General features: G+C 66.8%; 12 protein-coding genes and 1 pseudogene. 3 read left to right on the plus strand and 10 right to left on the minus strand.

Annotated features, from left to right (window positions below):
- Nucleotides 1–205 (minus strand): annotated as a pseudogene (locus tag CR470_RS23310) (type VII secretion system-associated protein); the annotation flags it as partial.
- Between the two features lie 398 nt (nucleotides 206–603).
- On the opposite strand from CR470_RS23310, the gene CR470_RS23315 reads away from it, so the two are divergent.
- Nucleotides 604–1602: a mannose-binding protein gene (locus CR470_RS23315; protein ID WP_097869500.1), complete on the plus strand. Its 999-nt coding sequence runs from the start codon at nucleotides 604–606 to the stop codon at nucleotides 1600–1602.
- A gap of 236 nt (nucleotides 1603–1838) precedes the next feature.
- On the opposite strand, the gene CR470_RS40090 is transcribed toward CR470_RS23315, so the two are convergent.
- The 9 genes from CR470_RS40090 to CR470_RS23360 all read right to left on the minus strand — a co-directional run bounded on the left by CR470_RS40090 (nucleotide 1839) and on the right by CR470_RS23360 (nucleotide 7273).
- On the minus strand, nucleotides 1839–1946 hold the full coding sequence (locus tag CR470_RS40090) for a DUF4235 domain-containing protein (RefSeq protein WP_218923778.1): 108 nt from the start codon (nucleotides 1944–1946) through the stop codon (nucleotides 1839–1841).
- Nucleotides 1947–1958: 12 nt separating this feature from the next.
- Nucleotides 1959–2696, minus strand: coding sequence for a GAF and ANTAR domain-containing protein (locus tag CR470_RS23325; RefSeq protein WP_097869501.1), 738 nt, complete (start codon nucleotides 2694–2696; stop codon nucleotides 1959–1961).
- Nucleotides 2693–2887, minus strand: coding sequence for an ANTAR domain-containing protein (locus CR470_RS23330; RefSeq protein ID WP_097869502.1), 195 nt, complete (start codon nucleotides 2885–2887; stop codon nucleotides 2693–2695). Before CR470_RS23330 ends, CR470_RS23325 begins: the two co-directional genes overlap by 4 nt.
- A 72-nt stretch (nucleotides 2888–2959) precedes the next feature.
- Nucleotides 2960–3322, minus strand: a complete 363-nt coding sequence (locus tag CR470_RS23335) for a hypothetical protein (protein WP_143663857.1) — start codon at nucleotides 3320–3322, stop codon at nucleotides 2960–2962.
- A gap of 115 nt (nucleotides 3323–3437) precedes the next feature.
- A complete protein-coding gene (locus tag CR470_RS23340; RefSeq protein WP_179892355.1) occupies nucleotides 3438–3830 on the minus strand; it encodes an STAS domain-containing protein in 393 nt (130 codons plus the stop codon).
- A gap of 184 nt (nucleotides 3831–4014) precedes the next feature.
- Nucleotides 4015–4488, minus strand: a complete 474-nt coding sequence (locus CR470_RS23345) for a hypothetical protein (protein WP_097869505.1) — start codon at nucleotides 4486–4488, stop codon at nucleotides 4015–4017.
- A gap of 203 nt (nucleotides 4489–4691) precedes the next feature.
- On the minus strand, nucleotides 4692–5741 hold the full coding sequence (locus CR470_RS23350) for a fatty acid desaturase family protein (protein WP_097869506.1): 1050 nt from the start codon (nucleotides 5739–5741) through the stop codon (nucleotides 4692–4694).
- A 228-nt stretch (nucleotides 5742–5969) separates the two neighbouring features.
- On the minus strand, nucleotides 5970–6530 hold the full coding sequence (locus tag CR470_RS23355) for an ANTAR domain-containing protein (protein ID WP_097869507.1): 561 nt from the start codon (nucleotides 6528–6530) through the stop codon (nucleotides 5970–5972).
- A 104-nt stretch (nucleotides 6531–6634) separates the two neighbouring features.
- Entirely contained in the window at nucleotides 6635–7273 is a 639-nt protein-coding gene (locus CR470_RS23360; RefSeq protein WP_143663858.1) for a hypothetical protein, read from the minus strand.
- Nucleotides 7274–8546: 1273 nt separating this feature from the next.
- Here CR470_RS23360 and CR470_RS23365 point away from each other — a divergent pair.
- Nucleotides 8547–19112, plus strand: a complete 10566-nt coding sequence (locus tag CR470_RS23365; RefSeq protein WP_097869509.1) for a LamG-like jellyroll fold domain-containing protein — start codon at nucleotides 8547–8549, stop codon at nucleotides 19110–19112.
- 5 nt (nucleotides 19113–19117) lie between these two features.
- Complete coding sequence (locus CR470_RS40700) at nucleotides 19118–19726, plus strand: SMI1/KNR4 family protein (RefSeq protein WP_257138888.1); 609 nt, start codon at nucleotides 19118–19120, stop codon at nucleotides 19724–19726.
- The last annotated feature ends 95 nt before the right edge of the window (nucleotides 19727–19821 follow it).

A 19821-nucleotide genomic window follows, 5' to 3' on the forward strand; every position in this document is an offset into this window, starting at 1 on the left:
GAACCCGAGCCGAGGGCCGGTACGCCGGGTTGGCGCGGTACTCCCCGACGCCCCCGTCCTCGTCCGACCGCCACTCCCCCAGCACAGCCCACTGGGGCGGCGTCCGCTCCTCGGCCCACTCCGGGTCGACGATCCCGATCCAGTGCCCCGGCGCCCGCCGGGCGGCGTCCTTCACGGCGTCGGGCACCACGGAGGCGTCGGCCATCTCGATGCTCCCGGAGCCGGACGCCTCGGCTGAGCCGGTCGCTCCAGAGGCACCGGAAACGCCGAACGGAACACCCTGTCCACCCACTTGCCGCTCTCCGGGCCGTATCTCCACCTGAACTCTTTGCTCCGTACGCGTTCTTGAGCGCCGAAAAGCATTCGCTCGCCGCCGAAAGTGATCAGATCGGGGAGCCATCAGGATGTCACAGGAGCACCGCCCACGGAACTCGGCCCCGGGTCCGTTTCGGGCTCCCACGTGCCCGTTTACTGCCCGGGCGGAGAACTTTCCGGGACCAGTGAGGCGTGGGAGGACAAAGCGCCGGGGGAGTTCGGGGCTCGATAACACCGCCTCCCCCACGACGGGCTACGTTGGGCGCGCCACCGAGGAGGAATCACCGCATGTCCCCCGAGCACCCCACCCCCGGCGCCAGCACCGCGGCAGCCACCGCCCGCGCGGAGGAGTCCAGCTCCCCGCCCTCCACCACACCCACGGCACAGACGCAGACCCCTGCCCCCACCACCGAGGCGGAGTCCGCCACGACGCCGGCCGGGGAGTCGGCAGCCGCGTCCGAACCCTCGGCCACGGCGAAGCCGGCCGAGGAGCCGGAAGCACCCGAGGCCCGCGCCGAGGGCCACGGAGTGGCAGCCGCCATCGGCACGACGCCGGAGACCCGGACCGTCACGGCTGTCGACAGGGGACGCCCCCGCACACCGATCCTGGCGGGTGCCGCGTTCGTCGGGGCCGCCCTGGTCGCGATACCGGTGCTGCTGATGGGCAGCGCGAACGACGAGGAGCCCCGTAACACCGCCACAACCCCGGTCGCGGGGAGTGCCGACACGGTTCTCAACCCCGCGTCGGCCCCGGCCGCCCTGGACGACTACGTGGCGGCGAAGCCCACCCCGTCCCCGACGAAACAGACGAAGTCCGCCCCGGCGAAGGCCGCGGCCGCCCCCGTGGCACCCGCACCCACGCCGGAGTCCAGGACGAGCACCCCCGCCGAAAAGCCGAAGGCCTCACCGAAGCCGACGCCGAAAGCGAAGCCGAAGCCGATGCCGAAGGTTGCCCCGAAGCCGAACTGGGGCTCCCAGACGGTCTCCGCGACCAGCTCCATCGGGGTCGGCCAGTCCTGGGCCACCAACCGCATCCGCATGACGATGCAGCCGGACGGCAACCTCGTCGTCTACAACGAGCAGAACAAACCGATCTGGGCCGCCATGACCTTCGGCGAGAACCACCGGGCCATCTTCCAGCCCGACGGCAACCTGGTCATCCACAACGGCGACGACCGAGCCATCTGGGCCTCCAAGACACACGACTTCGGCGGCGCCCGGATGGTCCTGAGGCCCGACGCCAAGGTGGTCATCGTGCACAACGGCAGGGTGGTCTGGTCGACCTGACCGGTGCCGCGTACGTCTGGGCCCGACGTGCCGGGGCCGACGCACGGGAGGGCCGCATTATCGACGTCCGGGCCTCCCCCGTCGAGAAAGGGCGGGGAACAGGCCCGAGGCGGCGGCGCCCCGGGGCCATGGCCCGTCAGCCCGGCCAGGCCCCCGTCAGGCGTCGGGTGGCCTGCGCGCCGGCGCGCTCGACCGTGGCCCTGGCCACGGCGGAGACAGCGCCCTGGACCTGTCTCTTATACACATCTAGATGTGTATAAGAGACAGACCGTGGCCCTGGCCACGGCGGAGACAGCGCCCTGGACCGCGGCGGCGATCAGGATCTGCCGCAAGGGACGGTCCACGTCCGCAGGATGCTAGACGTGCGGGATCTCGTCGGTGTCGAGGGTCTGGTCGATGATGTGGCGGGCGCAGTCGGAGATGCGTAGTCGGCGTGCTCGGGCATAGGTGCGCAGGGCGTCGTACGCCGCGTCGGGAGTGACGTTCCAGCGTTCGGCGAGGATCCCCTTGGCCTGCTCGATGACGATGCGGCTGGACAGGGCGCGTTGCAGTTGTGTCTTCTCCAACTGCTCCTGTCCGAGGTCGCGCTGTTGGAGCAGGGCGATCGTCGCGACGTCCGCGAGCGCCTGGGCGAGTGAAGCGTCCTGGGGGGTCAGCGACTGCCGGCCGGCGTGGAAGAGGTTCATCGCCCCCACGGCGCGGTCACGCAAGCGAAGAGGAAAGACGTGGCTCGTCTGGAAGCCGCTGCGCCGGGCCTGATCGGCGAACGCGGGCCAGTTCTCGTTGGCCACGGGATCGTGCAGGTCGATGTTGACGCGTGCGTCGCCGGCGCGGTAGCAGTCGAGGCAGGGGCCTTCGTCGTGCTGTATGGCGAAGAGTTCCAGCAGGTGCGTGTTCTGGTCCGACGCGGCGATCGTATGCAGGAGCCCCTTTTCGTTGGCGAGGAGAATCCCGACCGCGGAGACGTCGAGCAGATTGACGCAGTGGGCGCACAGCTCCTCAAGGAATTCGATGAGGTCGAAGTCGTCGATGAGGGAGTCCGCGACCTGCACGAATACTGTTGACACCTGTTGCTCGCGGGACATGGATGTCATCCCCTCGTCTCCTTGGATGGTTCGGGTTCCGGACGGTCGTCGTCGAGTCGGAGCCGCCGGGAGACGACGTCTTCAGCGGCTTCGATGATGGAACGGTCGTGGCTGTAGGTGTACGCGCGCAGGCGGAGCAGCGCCTCGCCCAGCGGAAGGTCGAGCTGGACACTGAGCATGCCGGTGGCCTGGTGGACCACGGCACGGTGCAGCTCTCCGTCCGGCTGCGCGTCGAACCAGGTCTCGCCTCGCGTTCCTGCCCCGCCGAGGAACTAGAGGGTGAGGGCTGCCGCGAGACCGAGGGCGTCATCCGTCTCCTGGCCGCTCATGGGCCCGGGGGACGCGCGGAGTGCGGTGAGGACGCCGACGGAGATGCCGCCGAGGGCCAGCGGGAGGCAGAACATGGCCCCGATCGGCAGATGGGCCATCGCCGGGACGAGGGTGGGCCATCGTGTCGCTCCCCACGCTCTCACATCGTGCTCCACCGCCGTCTGGCTGGTGCGCAGTGCGTCCGGACCGGGGCCCTGGCCCAAGGTGAACTGGAGGTCCTCGAACGAGGCGCCCACGGAGTCGGAGGACCACAACTGTTCGGTGATGTGGCCTTCGACCACCAAGGACACCACGAGATGGTCCATGCCGAGAACCGTTGCACATCCGAAGTCCAGCCCTGGCCCGGCCTCCGTGTGGAGGGCCCGAAGGATGCGGGTCATTTCGGGGCTGAGCACAGGCGGCCACCTTTCGGACTCCCCATCATACCGGCGGGGCAGGGAATCGATCTTCGAAGCGCTTCGCGGCGGTCTCGTCCGGACCGAAGGTGCGGGGCCCCGGGCCGAGAAGAATGCCGACGGTGCCGGTCAGGGTGAACAGGCGAAGGACTGCCGGGGACGGAGCATGCACGCGCAACGTCCGCCCCTCGGCCCGGCTGTCCTGAGCTGCCGTGAGGAGCGCGGTGAGTCCACTGCAGTCACAGAACGCGACGGCGCTCAGATCCACGTGCACGGCCGCGGCTCCGGCACGCGCGACCTCAGCCATCGCCGCGGTGAACACGGGGACGCAGTCCCTGTCCATCGCCCCCGCCAGAACGATGACGGTGCGCGTTTCCTCCTGGCGCAGCTCGACGTGGAGGAGCGGTGGAGTCTGCATCAGCCATCCTCGCTTCGAGCTTGTCGGTCGGCGGCGGTCTCGTGGAACGGCCCGGAACGCTCGGTCCGGCATACGTGGCGGCGCCGTGTCGAGGAGGCCTGTCGTGGCCACGGCGTTGCCGACTCCGGTTGCCCCCTGCGGCCCCCCGGGGCCCGGTGGGCAACCCGGTACCGGGCCGTGCCTCTTACGGCCGGCCGTGGCTGGGTACGCTCGCGGCGTGGTGCAGGAGGGCTCGCAACTGCACAGCGGCCGAAGAAGCCGGCAGACCGATCAGCGCGGCGGCCTGTCCATAGGCGTGAGCGTCGAACAGGACCAGCCCGCGGGACGGTCGGTTCCGGTGCGACCGGAAGCACGGAGCGGGTTCCGGTAGCCGCCCGCCGGGAACACGCACGCACCGGTTCCACAGGTCCGCCGCGAGGTGCTGACGCCGCGCGTCCGGACACGGCTCGCATGGCATCCCGTCCACCCGGGTCAGGGTGGCGACGACTGCCTCGGCGGCCAGGTCGACGTCCCGGCACAGGAGGAGTGCCAGGGAGAAGAGCGCGTCACCGTGGCGGTCGTAGTCGGCCAGCGCCTCTCGCGCTCGCGCCCGCCGTACCTCTGGCACACCGCTGGGAGGACTGCTGCGGGACGACTGGGCGGGGCTGCGGTGCGCCATGGTCTCCACCTGCTGTTCGGCCGTAAGGTCAGAAACGGCCGGGGGCAGGGGCTCGGTGCCCAGGCTATGCCCTGCCGCGGCGGAGGGCTACCCTCATCGGCCGATGCCCGGGAGACGTCGGATCCCGCTGGCGCGGTTACGCGGACGTCATGTGCCCGGGCGCTGCTCCGCCGTTCCGCCCGGAGGGTATGGAGGAACAGCGCTCAGGAGGCGGCCCGGGTGCGGCGCAGTGGGGCGCCCGCCTCGTGGAGGCTGCGGAGCGCCTGCCGGTACGAGGTGATCAAGCCCGTCTCCAGATAGGAGACGCTCAGCTCTTCGCAGTAGTGCCGCACGATGATCTGTGCCCTGCGCAGGTTGGGGCTGGGCATGCTCGGGAAGAGGTGGTGTTCGATCTGGTAGTTCAGTCCCCCCAGCGCGATGTCGGTGAACCAGTTGCCCCGGACGTTGCGCGAGGTGAGGACCTGGCGGCGCAGGAAGTCCGGGCGGTCCTTTCCTGTCAGGATCGGCATGCCCTTGTGGTTAGGGGCGAAGACCGAGCCGAGATACACACCGAAGAGGCACTGCTGAACGGCGAGGAAGGCGACCGCCATGCCGGGCGGCAGCACCAGGAACAGCGCGGTCAGGTAGACCGCGAAGTGACCGATGAGCAGCGCTCCCTCCAGTGGCCGGTGCTTGAGCGAGCGGTCTGCCAGCGCCCGTACGCCCGCCACGTGCAGGTTGAACGCCTCCAGAGTGAGGAGGGGGAAGAACAGGTAGGCCTGCGAGCGGCCGATCAGGCGGGGCAGCCCCTGGGCCGAGCGGGCCTGGCCCTGGGACCAGACGATCAGGTCGGGTTCGATGTCGGGGTCGAGCTCGTCGTGGTTGGGATGAGCGTGGTGGCGGGTGTGCTTGTCCTGCCACCAGCCGTATCCCATGCCGATGCCGATGTTCGCGGCGACCCTTCCCCCCATCTCGCTGGCCTTGCGCAGCCGGAACACCTGACGGTGGGCGATGTCATGGGCCAGTAGGGCTACTTGGCCGAAGGCCGCGGCCAGGAACGCGGCGACGGCCAGGGTCCACCAACTGGCGCCGACGAGGACGAAGGCCGTCCAGCCTCCTGCGTAGAGTGCGGTCACCGCCGCGATGCGGGCCGCGTAGTAGCCGGGGCGCCGGGTCATCAGACCATGGTCGGCGATCTTCTTCGACAGCCGGGCGTAATCACTCCCGGTCGTCCGCTCGGGACTCTCGGAACGGACGAAGACTTGTGCGGTCATGAGGGGAACCTCTCTTGGCCCACACCCGGGCATGCCGCTGTCGGGCGGTCACCGCGGTTCGAGGGAAGAGCCAAGAACGTGACCGGTGTAGGGCGAACGGTGGTCTGTGGAGCGTGTTGGTTCGCTTCGGTGGGGGATTCTCTTCGGTTCGTCCACTTTCACAGCGACGCGATCCGTCCGTGCGCGATTCGGTGGCTGCTCGAACGGCCTTCTTCTGCTCCGCCCCCCTTAGCGCGGGCTTGGGGAAGGCACCGGAGTCATGTCGCCACTGGGGTGGGTGAGATCCGGCGCCGCCGCGTCTTCGCCGCCCTCGTCACTACGGGACGAGGCGAGTGGCGCGCTGTGCGGAAACCCGGGCGATACCGGGCTCGCGGAACTTTCCGTGAGGCGCAGTGCGAGCGTGTGGAGCTTGGTATTGGTTCGCTGGGAGGAATTCACCATGATCAGCCAGGCCTCGTCCAACGAGCATCCCTCGGTCGCCATCACCATGCCGAGCGCCACGTCGATCATGGGGCGGGTCTGGAGTGCTCGTCTCAGCCCGTCCACCTCGCGGCGGAGATGGAGAACTTCCCGCGCGGCGCCTTGCGGCTCTCGGGAGATTACAGCGTCCCGCTCGTAGTCTTCCCTGGAGTTCATAAACGGTCGCACGGGCGTGGCCCCCAAAAAATTGATCGGGCGGCGCGCACCGGGGGCCGGGGTGCTGGCGCGGCTGCGTGCGAGATTTCGAGAGCTCGCACACGCTGATGTCTGTTCAACGAACCACGGACAGCAGGAAAAACTGCTGTCCATGGTCCGGATACTTCTTTTACCGTCTCACATGACTGCCGTGCCGACCAGGGGACGACGGTGGCCGAGCTGGATGCGCCGGCTCTCTTGGACGCCTCCTGAGCCTGTCACCACCGCGTCCCGTCCGACTCTCCCGATCGACCCTTCTTCGAGTCGTGGGAACCACCGGCCCCATCGTCCTGCTGCTCGTATTGCGTACGGTCGGAACCCTCGCGCCCTCGATCAACGCCACCCGAGTCCCTGGCCGGGACCGGCCGACCGCGCGGTGACGGAGCCTGCTGCTCCGGCCGCCGGGCCATGCGCTGCGGTGGACCGCCCTCTCCCGGCGCGGTCGGGCGGGCGGAACCGGCGCCGGCCCCGTCCCGTGTCTCCTGGTCCCGGGCGGCCATGCCGTACGGGCGCTCGGCCTCGGCGCCGCGACTGCCCCGGTGCTCATGGTCCAACGCGTTCCGCGCCTGCTGGTCCTGCTCGTGGCGCGCCTTGCGCACGGCTCTGCGCTCACGGCCACCCATCACGGCCGCGCCGATCAGCATGAGAAGACCACCGAGCAGGGCGAGCCCCACTCCGCTGCCGAGCCCGTTGCTGTCGCCCGTGACCGTCAGACTGCCTTCGGCCTGCCCTTGTCGCACCATCCAGAGGATGGCGAACCCGAGGGTGACGATTCCGGCGGCGAGGACCAGCAGTCGCGATCGCAGCACCACTCCGAGAACCGCAAGGACCGCGCCGACCAAGAGGGGCAGGAACATGGACGCGAACAGTCCCGCGCCCGAGTCCGTCACGCCGGCCCCGGTGAAGAGTTCCCAGACACGGAAGTCGTGTCCGACCCGACCGTTGTACCAGCTGCGAAACGGCGCCCAGAGAGCCGCGGCAGCGCCGACGACCGCCAAGATTATTCCTAGGGTGTTGCGGATACCCCGTACCATGCCGCTACCTCCCGGCAAGTCGGAATGACGCACGCCAACTCTCACGTGCAGTACCTCGCCCCCTGATTCACGCTACGCCCGCCCCACGCTCCACGCCATGCGGCTCCGCACGGGACAGCGGAGTCGACCTCGACCTGATCGACGCCGGGCAGGAGACCGTGACCGCTCACCCCGGGGTTCGGCAAAAGAGCTGAAGCGCCGAAACAAGACGCCTCGCCGTGTCGTTGCAGGCAGGAAGCCCCTCCCCGTGACGCCCGCGCCGAGCCGGGCGAAGGCTGAGCCGCCCGAGCTGCTCGGTCCGTCCCTCTCCTTTGGTACGGCCGGGAAACGCCCCTGCAGTCGTCACCTCTTGGGACCTACCCGAGGAACGACAGCCGTACCCGGCGCTTTGGATTGTCGACGTTCGTGTCCACCAAACTCCGTTAAGGCAACCCCGACGATAGCCCTCGCCTGTCGGCCTCGGCGATAGAAGCCCTTGGCGGCGCGCGCAGGGGCGGGTGGCCTCATTGCCCTCGTCAGCCCCCTCACCTCCACTGAGGAGCGCATCGCCGCGCGACGGCAGACCCGGGACGTGCGCCGCGACCGGGGCTCACCTTCGCTGCCACTCATCACGAAGCCGACGTACGGCAGCAATAGCGTGCACCGCCTTTCAGCAAGCGCGGGCACTTGATCGAAGAAATAGCCCAACACCAGGACGCGTCCACCAGGTGCGGCCACCATCGTCCAACCGGCCGCTTCCATACGGACCGATTCGCCTTCCTGGGAAGGTGGACGATCCAGGCGTAGAGGCAGCTCGAATCGACCACCTAATTTCGCGATCGAGTCGAGGACCAAGCCCGCACGCCGCACCCGGGTATTCGACTCCTTTTGGAACGGGTCGCTACTCCCCTTCCCCTCTCCCGGGCGGAAGCCACATCGGGGCGCTAGGGGACAGCGTGCCCAGCTGTGCTCGTGCGGCGGCACAGCGAGGACCGCAGTACACAAGGCCGTCGGGCACTTGTCACAAGATCATCACAGATCCCAGAGGCCCCTTGCGACTCCCCACTCAGCCCTCGTAAATCTCTCCATATCTTCATCACACTTGTGGGAGTTCTCTGTGCGTGCTGTGCGTTCGCTGGCGTTTGCTGCTGCCCTCACGATGACATCGCTCATCGGCACGGAGCAGGCGGCGAGGGCCTTCGACCTTGCAGGTGCCGCACAGGCGGGGCCCGGAGACAGGCCGGACCAGGCATGGGGATCCGCCGCGGGCATGAGTCATCGCGCACCCAGCAGTGCTACTGACGCAACCGCCACCGGAGGCCGCGACGGGGCGGTGGCCCTGACCGGAGAGCTGCCCGCCGAAAGCGCCTCCTCCGTAGAGCAGCTGAATCCACAGACCCAGCTCCCAGCGCCAGGGCGTGCCGAAGAGATCGACAGCCCCCGCCCCGCCACCCCTCCTGGATTCGATGCGGAACGCAGCGTCGAGGTGGAGAGCGCGCGCAAGGAGCGCGAGTCCACCTTCCGCAACGAGGACGGGACTTACACCACCCGCTTCTACAACGAGCCGGTCAACTTCCGCACCGAAAACGGCACCTGGCAGAAGACCGACCCCTCTCTCGTGCCCGCCGAGGGCACCGGGCCGCGGACCATGAGCGGCAGTGACGAGGACGCGGGCTGGCAGACCAGGTCCACGGAGACGCCGCTGACGTTCGCCCCGGACGCGGCGGCCGGCCCCGTGGTGCGGATGGAGCTGGGTGACCAGCTGTCGGTGGGCTACGGCGTCGAGAACGCCCTGCCGTCCGGCGGGCAGGTCTCCGGCAGCGTCATCACGTATCCCGAGGTGCACGAGTCTGCTGACCTGGAGTTCGTCGCCGGAAGCGGGTCGCTCAAGGAGACGATGATCCTGCGGAGCAAGGACGCTCCGACGCGCTGGCGTTTCCCGCTCCACGTCCAGGGGCTCACTGCGAGCATCGCGGACCACGGCGGGGTGTCGTTCACCGACGCCCAAGGCGTCGAACAGGCGTGGATGCCCGCAGGATGGATGGAGGACTCCCGGCGCGAGGACAACTCCGGTCAGGGAGAGATCTCCTCCGGGGTGCGGTTCAGCCTCGTGGAGGAGGCCGGCGGGCAGGTCCTGGTGGTCGATCTGGACGAGGAGTGGCTCCACGCGCCCGACCGGGTGTTCCCGGTCCGGGTGGACCCCTCGCTCAAGTCCGTCGCGGCGACCTCCGGTACGTACGTCCAGTCCCCGTACAACCAGAACTTCTCCAGCGACACCGTCCTCAAGACCGGCACCTACGACGGCGGCGGGCACAAAGCGGCCGCGTTCCTGCGATTCTCCGGCCTGGAGACCACACTCAAGAACGCCTGGGTGGTCAACGCCGGGCTGGCCCTCTACAACACCTACTCCTACTCCTGCACCGCCCGCCCGGTGACGGTCCACCCCATCACCTCGAACTGGGCCGAGTCGACCACGACGAAGTACCCCGGGCCGTCCACGGGTTCGGCACTCGCCTCCAAGAGCTTCGCGCACGGCTGGCGGCCGGCGGGTCAGACCGCCTACCCCTGCGGCGGTGCCAAGTGGGAGTCGATCAAGCTCGGTTCGGCCGGACGCAAGCTGGTGGACGACTGGACGCACGGCCGGAAGAAGAACTACGGACTGGCCGTGAAGGCGTCGACGTCCGACTCCAAGGGCTGGAAGCAGTTCGGATCGGACGACTACCCCAACGGCAAGCCGAGCCTGGACGTCACCTGGACGCCCTACGGGGCGACCTACGGACTCGGAGACTTCACCGCTCCCGTCACCGCCACCACCCAGGGCTCGATGAAGATCACGCTCACCAACCGGGGACAGGCGACCTGGCCCAAGGGCGGCAACTACAAACTGCGCTACAACCTGTACAACGCCACGGGTACCGAGATCACCGACAGCGCGAAGATCGCCTACACGGAGATGCCGAGCGCCGTCGCGCCCGGGGCGAGCGTCACGGTGGACGCCAAAATCGCTCCGCTGACTCCCGCCACGTACACCATCGAATGGACCATGACCGACCTCGGCGTCAGCCGTTTCACCTCGGCCGGTGTTCCAGGAGCCGCCGTCCAGCTCTCGGCTGTGAACATACCGCCCGTTCTCACTGCTGAGTCTCCTCCGAGCGGCACACAGGTGGACTCGCTTACCCCAGCGCTCTGGGCCCAGGGGAAAGACGTGGACCGGTACCCGAAGGCCGCGCTGGGCTACACGTTCGAAATCTGCGAGGTGGAGGGCGACAACGCGCGTAAGAACTGCCGTAAGGGCCCTCGGAGCGAGAGACAGCAATGGGCCGTTCCAGAGGGCTGGCTTGCGTGGGGGAAGAACTACGCGTGGTACGCCTATGTCTACGACGGCAGCGCGACGTCCCCTGAACCACGCCCTGCGTTTCTCAGCACCGCAGTGCCCCAGCCAGCAGTCACGAGCCATCTCGGCGGAGCCGATGGCACGGGAGAAATCGGCTCACGGTCCGGGAACTACGTGACAGCCTCCACCGACGCCGCCATCCCCACCGTGGGGCCGGAACTGTCGGTGACCCGGACCTACAACTCCCTCGACCCTCGCAGAACCAACGCCTTCGGAGCAGGCTGGGCAACACGCTGGGACGCGCGATTGGTCCAGGAACCCTTGAGCAACACTGTCCTCATCACCATGGCGGACGGCTCACAGGTGCGTTTCGGCCGTAACCCGAACGGGAGCCTTACGGGCCCGACCGGTACCACCATGGACCTCAGAGCCGATGCTTCGGGCTGGACACTCCGGCAACGGTCCGGCACGGCCTATCGGTTCGACACCTCCGGGTTGCTCTCCTCAATCACCGATGGAGCAGGCCGCACACAGACTCTGGCCTATGCGGGTACAGGCACGCAGAACCTGACTACGGTCACCGACAAGCTCTCCGGCCGGACGCTGAACTTCACTTGGAGCAATGGGCACGTCAGCTCGGTGTCCACCCATGCAGTGGGCCCCGCGACACCTGGTTTGACCTGGACGTACAGCTATTCCGGCGACCGCCTGACGAAGGTATGCCCACCCGCCACCTCCACTGAGTGCACGGTCTACGACTACGAAGAGGGCTCGCTGTACCGCAGCATGGTTCTGGACGCCGGCCCTGTCTCGTACTGGCCTCTCGGTGAGCAAGAAGGTTCAACGGCACACAGCCATTCGCCTTCTCGGTCCGGTCTGCATGACGCGCTCTACCGAGATGTCACTCTGGGAGCCGGACCCGCGTTGTCCGGTACGACGGACACGGCCGGCTCCTTCGACGGCACGGATTCCGTGGTCGAGTTGCCTGTCGGTGCACTGGAATCGAGCGACGTTCTCTCTGTCGAACTCTGGTTCAAAACCACGACGCCCGGCGTACTTGGCGCCCTTCAGGATGCTGAGATCGGTGAGAAGCCCACCCGGTACAGTCCGTTTCTGAGTGTGGACAACGCGGGGAAGTTGCGTGGCCAGTTCTACACGGTCGAACATGCTGGAACCCGGCCTATCACGTCGTCCGCGATCGTCACCGATAACGCGTGGCACCATGCCGTTCTCACCAGTGAGGGAACCAAGCAGACTCTCTACCTGGATGGCTCCAGAGTCGGGACTCTGACCGGTACGGTCAGCATGCGCGAGGACCAGCGAGCCTTTCTCGGGGCGGGCTGGGGCAACGAAGGATGGATGGGCACAGCAGCTGCCACCCATCACTTCAAGGGCAGCCTGGACGAGGCCGCCATCTACAGCCGTCCCCTGGATGCCGCCACGGTCAAGGATCACTACACAGCTCGCGCGACCAGCGGCCGCATCACCAAGGTGACGCTGCCATCCGGGAGAACCCACGCCGAGGCGAGCTACGACAACGTCAGCGGCCGTCTCACCGAACACACCGACCAGAACGGTGGGACCTGGAAGGTCTCGGCGCCCACCTACTCGGCAGGATCGGCCGCGTATGCCGACGAGGTCAGAGCGGACGCTCCCGAGGGCTACTGGCGGCTCGGAGAACGTTCAGGGTCGAAGGCGACCAGTGCCGCCGGGGATGCCTCCGAAGCCTCCTACGGGGACCGGGCACGCCTCGGCGATCCCGGGGTCTTCGCCGAGGCCGATGACACCGCCATCTCCCTGGACGGAAGCTCCGATTCTTTCGTCCAGCTCCCCAACGACTTGCCCACCAGCCCCACCACACCCACCGTGGAAATGTGGTTCAAGACCGCCGAGCAGGGCGTCCTCCTCGGGCTGCAGAATGCCGAACTCGGCGAGGTCCCCACATCCTGGCGGCCGGTGCTGAACATCGATGGGAACGGCAAGCTCCGAGGCGAGTGGTACCTGTCCGGAAACCCCGGCGCCGATCCGATCACCTCCACCCAGTCGGTGACCGACAACCAGTGGCACCACGTCGTACTCACCGGCGCCGGCAACAAGCAGTTCCTCTATCTGGACGGGGCCCTCGTCGGTTCGAAGACGGGAACCATTTCCGACCAGGGACGCCCCTACGCCTACCTGGGCGCCGGATACGCCAGTTCCGGCTGGATGGGTGTGCCCAGCGGCACCTACCACTTCACCGGCCAGATCGACGAGGTGGCGCTGTACGAGCACACCATGTCGATGGATACGGTGAAGAAGCACTTCGCCGCACGCACCGCACTCATCTCGGGCGACAGCGCTCACTACCGCGGGGAAGTCGTGGGCGACTCCCCCGCGGCGTACTGGCCCCTGGACGAGGACAGCGGAGCGTCCACCGCTGTCAGCAGGGCTGCCGCATCGGATGGGAACGGCACCTATATGAACGCCGCATCCGGCGCGACGGGAATCTTCGGCACAGGAGACGGACAGGCCGTGCAGCTCTCGGGCAACGGCGCTGTCTCGATCCCCGGCAGAGTCATAGCCGGTAGCACCGACCTCACCGCAGAACTCTGGTTCAGAACAACCAAGTCCGGTGTACTGCTCGGCTTCCAGAACACCAAGCTCGGTGACACACCCACTTCATGGAGGCCGGCTCTCAACGTCGACGCAGCCGGAAAGCTTCGAGGGCAGTGGTACCTGACAGGAAGCCCCGGAGCCAACCCCATCACCTCCTCGCGAACCGTCACCGACGGCAAATGGCACCACGCGGTTCTCACCGGCGCTCGCACCACGCAATCCCTCTACCTGGACGGCGAGCTGATCGGAACGTTGCCGGGCACCATCACGGAACAGGGATTGGCCTACGCACACCTCGGAGCGGGCTACGCCAGTTCCGGTTGGATGGGCGTACCCAGCGGCACCTACCACTTCACCGGCCAGATCGACGAAGCAGCCCTCTACACACATGCACTGACGGCTGAGCAGGTGGCGGACCACTACGCGACCCGTGAGCGCTCCGCCCTTTCGGCGCTCACCTCCACCGTCAGCGTTACCGACCCCGCGGGAAAGCTCGTGAACACCTCTTATGACGCTCTGAGAGGAATGCGGCCGACCTCGGTGACCGATGCTGATGGTGGAACGACCACGTACCGGTACGACAGCGGTGGCTTTCTGCACACCGTGACCGATCCGAACGGCCATGCCACCATCACAGGTCAGGACGAGCGCGGCAACACAGTCACCACGACGACCTGCAGAGACACCAATTCATGCTGGACCTCGTTCACCGAGTACTACGAGAACAAGGCCGATGAGCTGGACCCCCGCAATGACCGACCGGTGGAGATGAGGGACGCCCGCTCCACCGGACCTCGGGATTCGCGCTATCTGACCGCTCAGACCTACACGTCTCAGGGGCTCCCTGACACCACCACCCTGCCGGACGGCCGCACGACGAAGCTCGCGTACACGGTCGGCACCGAGCCGGCTGTGGGCGGCGGAACCGTCCCGGCCGGCCTGGTGGCGTCCGAGACCACGCCCGCCGGTGCTGTGACCGTCCACTCCTACTTCGCCAACGGCGATCTGAGCGAGTCCAAGGCTCCGTCCGGCCTCGTCGTCAAGTACACCTACGACGGACTGGGTCGAAAGACCAGCGAAACCCAGATTTCCGACACCTTCCCCGCGGGGGTCACCACCTCGTTCACCTACGATCAGCAGTCTCGGATCGTGAGGGAGAGCGGCCCGGGTGTGAAGAACGAGATCACCGGGCGAACTCACACCACAAAGGTCAGCAGCACCTTCGATGCGGACGGCAATCTCCTGACCGAGAAGACCGAGGACACGACAGGCGGCGACACCGTCCGCAGCACCACCTACCGCTACAACGCCCACGGCCTCAACGACTCGGTGACCGATGCGGAGAACCGTACGACGTCCTTCTCTCACGATGCCTTCGGCCGTGTGGTAGCTGAGACGGACCCGGCCGGACGCACCTACCGCCACTCCTACACATCACGCGGCCAGCATGCGCAGACCGTGCTCGAGGACTGGTCCGGTCACCCCGAGGGCGGGGTCCGCGGCCTGGTGGTGGCCTCCTACGCTTATGACCCGGCCGGACAACTTGCCACCGCTACTGACGCGATGGGATCCACCACCGCCTACACCTACTTCGATGACGGTTTGCCGGCCACCGAGACCGCGAAGGCAGTCTCACAACCCGATGGGACGCGTCGTGACATCGTCCAGGTGTCCAACGCCTACGACGGAGCGGGCAACCTGACCCGGCAGATCACTGGCGGAGGCAAGACCACCATCGAGTGGCAGGTCGACGCCAGCAGCCGGACGACACGCGAGACCCTGGACCCGTCGGGGCTCAACCGCGTCACCACGTACGAGTACGACAAGGACGACCGTGTCAGCGAGCAGGCGTCGACGATCGACTCCAGCGGCAAGAAGCTGACCATCACCACAGAATTCGACGCGAGCGGAAACCCGGAGAGGGACACACTCAGCGACGGGTCCTCCACGCACGTCACCACACGGTCCTTTGACCAGCGCGGTCTGCTTCAGGAAGAGGTGAGCCCCCGGGGTAACGCGGGAGGCGTTGCCAAGTCGGACTACACGACGTCCTACGAGTACGACGCTCTCGGCAGGCTCGTGACGTCCACCAGTCCGCCCGTCAGGGTCGAGGCAAAGAACGTTCTGCCGGCTACCTTGAGGCCGCAGACCGTCACCGGTTACAACGCCTTCGGCGAACCCACGGAGACCAGAGACGCGCTGGGCGCGATCACACGGACGCAGTTCGACAAGCTCGGCCGGGCCACCGCGCTCACCATGCCGTCGTACACCCCGCCCGGCGGCACCGTCATCACCGACGCGACCAGCCGGACCACGTACGACGCGGCAGGTCGGATCGCGACGACGTCCGACCCGCTCGACCGCACAACTCGCTACGGCTACGACCAGTTCGACAACCTCGTCAGCCGGACCGATCCCCCTGCGACGACACCTTCCCTCGATCCGCCCGTCACCCTGGGTGAGCCCACAGGCCTTGCCGCCAACGGTGGCACGACACGCTACGCCTGGACGCCGACAGGCCTCCAACTGTCGGTCACCGACCCGACCGGCGCCAGGACAGAGGCAACATACGACGAACTCGGCCGCGAACTCACCACCACGGCCATCGAGCGATACCCAGCACTGCAGAATCTCACCAGCCGGTACACGTGGGACGATGCCGACAACCAGACGACCCACACCACAGCCGTCGGCCACACGACCACGGCCACCTACAACGCCGCCGGCGACCCCGTGACGTTCAGCGACGCCTACGGAACCACTCGTTTCGCCTACGACCGTCTGGGGCGGCCGACCGAAACCACCGACGCCACCGGCCGCATGTCCCGGACGACCTACGACTCCATGGACAACGTGACCGCGATCGTCGACTACGGGAAGGGCGTTACGCCCTTGAGGTCGTGGGCTGCGACGTTCGACCTCGACGGCAACAACACGACAACGAGCTCCCCTGAAGGGGCATACACCGAGCGCGCCTTCAACGCACTAGGACATGTCACCGGACAGACCGAGAAAGTCACGGCGACAAAGTCGACAACTCTCTCTTTCGGGTACGACGCGACTGGCAACCGCACCCGCCTCACCGATGGCCGAGGCAACATCACTCTCTACACGCACAACTCGTGGGGCCTGCCTGAGTCGACCATCGAGCCGGCCACCACCGCCCACCCATCGGAGGGCGACCGCACCTGGACCACCGTCTACGACAAGGCCGGCCAAGCCACAACGGAACGCCTGCCGGGCGGAGTCCGCAGAGACCGTGTCTTTGACGGCATGGGCCGACTCGTACAGGAGACCGGAACAGGAGCCGAAGCCGCTACTGTCAGCCGCACCCTCGACTACGACCCAGCAGGCCGACTCGTCTCCGCGGGAACAGCGAGCCTGCTGGAGAAGAACACCTACACCTACAACGATCGCGGCCTCCTCCTGTCGGCCAAGGGTCCCGGCGGCGACGTGAGCTACGAGTACGACGGTGACGGAAGCATGACCAGCCGTTGGCACCAGGACGTTCAGACCTCCTTCGGCTACGACGCAGTCGGCCGTTTGGACTGGACCAGCGACTCCCTCACCGGGCGTCAGACCTGGGTCGATTTCGACGAGGCCGGGCGACCGCGGCTGGCACAGTACGCCGAACCACTTGCTGACGGGTCCTGGAAGGTCGGAGCCCGACGCACATTCGAGTACGACAGCCTGGGGCGCCAGACCAGCGACGCGGTGACCGCGACCGACACCAGCGAGACGGTCACTTCCCTCAGCTATGGCTATGACCTCGATGATCGGCTGACCAGCAAGACGACCACCGGGGTGGCAGGCGCGGGAACGCACTCCTACGTATACGACGACGCGGGACGCCTCTCCTCCTGGACGAACGGACCCACGACCACGTCGTACGAGTGGGACGAAGCTGGTAACCGCACCAAAGCGGGAACCCGGAAGGCGACCTATGACGCGCGCAACCGCCTGCTGACGGACGAGGCCTCCACGTACTCCTACACCGCTCGCTCCACCTTGGCCTCCGTCTCCGCAGCCACGGGAGGCACCCGCACCCTCGCCTTCGACGCGTTCGAGCGGAAAATCACCGACGGATCGACCAGCTATGCCTACGACTCGCTCGACCGCACCACCACCAGCGGCAACACGTCGTTCACCTACGACGGCGGCTCCAACCAACTGATCAGTGACGGCACATCCCACTACGCCCGAACCCCCGACGGCGCGCTTCTCGCCAGCAGCCAGGGCGGCACACCACAGTTCTCCATTACCGACCGGCACACAGACCTGGTAGCCGGCCTCTCCGCGGACGGCACAACCGTCACGAGTTCCACCACCTACGACCCCTTCGGCCAGAAGACAGCGACCAACGGAACCACTCCGGCACTCGGCTATCAGTCCGGCTGGACCGACCCCGGCAGCGGGGACGTCAACATGGCGGCCCGCTGGTACCAGCCGGGAAGCGGAGCCTTCACCTCCAGAGACACTTGGCTCCTCGACCCGAGCCCGGCGGCCCAGGCCAACCGCCACGTGTACGCCAACTCAGACCCTGTCAACGGCACTGACCCCACCGGCCACAACCGCCACTGCATGTGTGGCGCCGGCGGAAACTTCTTCGGTCGAAACGGCGGGCTCCGGGGCGGCGGAGGCGGCAGCAAAGCCACACAGCCCAAGTCCAAGTCCAAGTCGAAGTCCAAGACACGAGCCAAGACCTCCTACCGCGATCCCCGCGCGGACCTCTGCAACAGCAGTCGGTGCGGCGCCGGCCGGGCCCGTCCGGCCAGACCCTCCCGGCCCACCAGCCGACCCGTAAGGCCGACCGCGCGAGGCCCGATACGCACCAGGCCGGTTGCCAACACCACGCGCCCGGGCAACGGAGGCCGCTGCACATACAACTGCTCTTCCCGCACAGGCACCACCAACAGGGCACCCCAAGGAACCGTCACCACCCGCCCGCCCGCCCCACGCCCTCCCCAGAACCCCAATCGCGGGCCAAACGCCAAGCCGGCACCGACTCGGCCGGCGCCCAAGCCCGACTGGGACCCCAAGAACGCGGGCTGGAGGCCCGATGTCGGCTGGATGGCTACCATGAGCACGGCACAGATGCTCAGTGTGGCCGGCGGTGTCGACGGTTTTACCCCCGAGCAGTCTGAGGTGGTTCTGCCCTCTCCCCTGAATAATCCTGGGGGCAAGAATGGGGGGCGTGACCGGGATGACGAGAAGTGCGACGATGGCCCTGGAGTCAGTCCGACAGGGCACGCTGTGTATCTGCCACGTGAACGCTACTACGACTCATTCGAGGGTAGCTATCAGTGTAGAGCCACAGGAGTCTACGGTTTGTTGGACATCACCGACTACAACAAGGGGAGAAAGGCACCCGGAACCAACACCAATGGTTCAACGCAGCCGCCCGGCATGAACGAAATTCGCAGCAACGGGCATGTGCCTGCGAATGGGCACCTCATTCCTGCCGCAGCAAAGGGGTCGGGCATTGATCTGCGCAACCTTGTGGCTGAATACGAGGAAATAAATACACCTTACCTTAATCATGGCGTTGAGAAGGAAATCCGGAACGCCATCAAGTCAGGTAAGCGTCTGGCCATTTCCGTGATTCCTCATTACGGAAACGCGAAAAGCGGGATCCCTTCGAGTATTGAATACAATTACGGCACCGTCGAGGATATGTCCATGAAGCATTGTGTAATTCATCAACGGCCGACTGGTGGATTCACCACGGGCAGTTCGGATTGTCCCAGGAGGTGATGGGTGTGACAAGCGAAAGATACGTGGACCTAGTCTTCGCCGTACTCGGTGAGCCCAGCTATCGATATGTCGATGTGCATGCATGGCGCGTCCTTGAGGCGGACCTCGGCTGTGCGCTTCCAGGTGACTACAAGTGCATCGTCGATGCTTACGCTCCGGTGCAAATAAATGAGCACCTCTACTTGTCTCATCCGCTCCCGGAGCGTTGGAATCTGCGGGAATCGATCCGGCGCACCTCCGATTCCTGGGCTCAAGTCGTCTGGGATGATGATGAAAAACAGGGGGCTCCGTGGGTTTCGCTGGGGGTGTCCGATTTGACTTTCGGCACTGCGGACGGACTGATTCCATTGGCCGTGACCGACCGTGGGGAGACTGTTTTCTACGCCCCACGTGGCGCTGATGGTGCGGGCGTGCTCTTCGTGGAGGATGGCGAAGGAGAGTTCTTTGAGTTCTTCATGGGGTTCGCCGAATGGATTTACCGCTACCTGGCTGGCGAGGAGATGGCGGGTGCAGGCAGTGCCGCCTTTTACCCAGGGCCCGTTACCTTGAGGGACCTGCCTATGGCGCCAGGAGATCGCCCTCAGTTGCGCCATGGGCCGGCCCGTGGTGTCTAGCCTCGCCGTTTCAGTTGGGGCTGCTGGGTGGCTGACCGCTCTTGTTTGAGGCTGGGTCGGCCGGTGGGCATGGTGAGGGCCCGACGCGGGGTCGG

It is taken from the genome of Streptomyces sp. rh34 (assembly GCF_002551245.1).
Taxonomy (GTDB): Bacteria; Actinomycetota; Actinomycetes; order Streptomycetales; family Streptomycetaceae; genus Streptomyces.